The 1,251-nt window shown below is 66.1% G+C and carries 1 protein-coding gene; it reads left to right on the top strand.

The features are described 5' to 3' along the window. Positions 1–197: 197 nt before the first annotated feature. Positions 198–1,251 (top strand): IS21 family transposase (gene istA / locus ACWRN3_RS22845; protein ID WP_476742028.1); only part of this gene is annotated, 1,054 nt, incomplete at its 3' end.

Genomic DNA, 1,251 nt, shown 5'->3' with positions numbered 1-1,251 from the left:
TGTAAGCGGCCATGAAAAACTGCCCGTAGGCGGCCACGAAAGTGCCCACTGACGGCCAGTAGAACTGCCCACCGGTGGCCATGAGATCTGCCCACTTCCTTACTTGTCCTGCCGCGTCTTAAGCGGCAGGGGCCTCTCCCCGGGATTTGATGACGGTGTCTAGTCGCACCAAATGTCGTCCCAGGAAGAGGCCCTGTATGAAGCATGACGGAGAAATCATGGAAATTCTTGCTGCCTACGATCTGACCGGATCGTTGCGCGCCACCGCGGAGCTCACGGGCTGCTCGCACCACACTGTTGCCAGGCACGTCGCGGCCCGTGACGCCGGCCGGCCAATCGCCGAGCCCGCGCCCCGGCCCAGGGTCACGGACGGTTACCTACCCAAGATCGAGGAATGGATCGAGACGTCCAAGGGCCGGATTCGCGCCGACAAAGCCCACGAGAAGCTCATCGCCCTGGGTTATGAAGGATCCGAGCGGTCCACACGCCGCGCGATCGCGCAGGTCAAGGCCGCCTGGCGGCTCGGACACACCCGCGTCCACCGGCCGTGGATCACCGAGCCCGGGATGTGGCTGCAGTACGACTTCGGCGACGGGCCACGCATCGGCGGCATGAAAACCATCCTGTTCGTGGCCTGGCTGGCGTTCTCCCGCTTCCGGATCGTGATACCGCTCAGGGACCGCACCGCGCCGAGCGTGTTCGCCGCCCTCGACCGTTGCTTCCGGATCCTGGGCGGGGCACCAACGTATGTGCTGACCGATAACGAGAAGACCGTGACCACCGCCCACGTCGCAGGGGTCCCGGTGCGGAACCAACAGACCCTGGACTTCGCCCGGCACTACGGTGTCACCGTGCTGACCTGCCAACCCGCAGACCCCGCCACCAAAGGCGGCGTCGAAGCGTCGGTGAAACTGGCCAAGGCCGACCTCGTGCCCACAGACATCAACCTCCGGCCCAGCTACGCTTCTTTCGCTGAGCTCGAGGCCGCCTGCCAGGTCTTCATGGACGGGGTCAACGACCGTGAACACCGGGCGACCCGCCGCAAACCGGCTGCGGTGCTGGCCGAGGAGCAGCCCCGGCTGCACCGGATCCCTGACACCGCGCATACGGTCGCGTTCGGCCTCGCCCGCACCGTCCCGGAGAACACCCCGATGGTCTCCTTCGAGAACTCCCAATACTCGGTCCCGGCGCATCTGCTCGGGGCGAGGGTGTTCGTCCGCTCCCACGGCACCGGGCCTGACGAGCAGGTCA

Source organism: Pseudarthrobacter sp. rb (assembly GCF_056389225.1).
The sequence above is the reverse complement of the archived record's forward strand: the minus strand, read 5'-3'. Positions and strand labels throughout refer to the sequence as shown.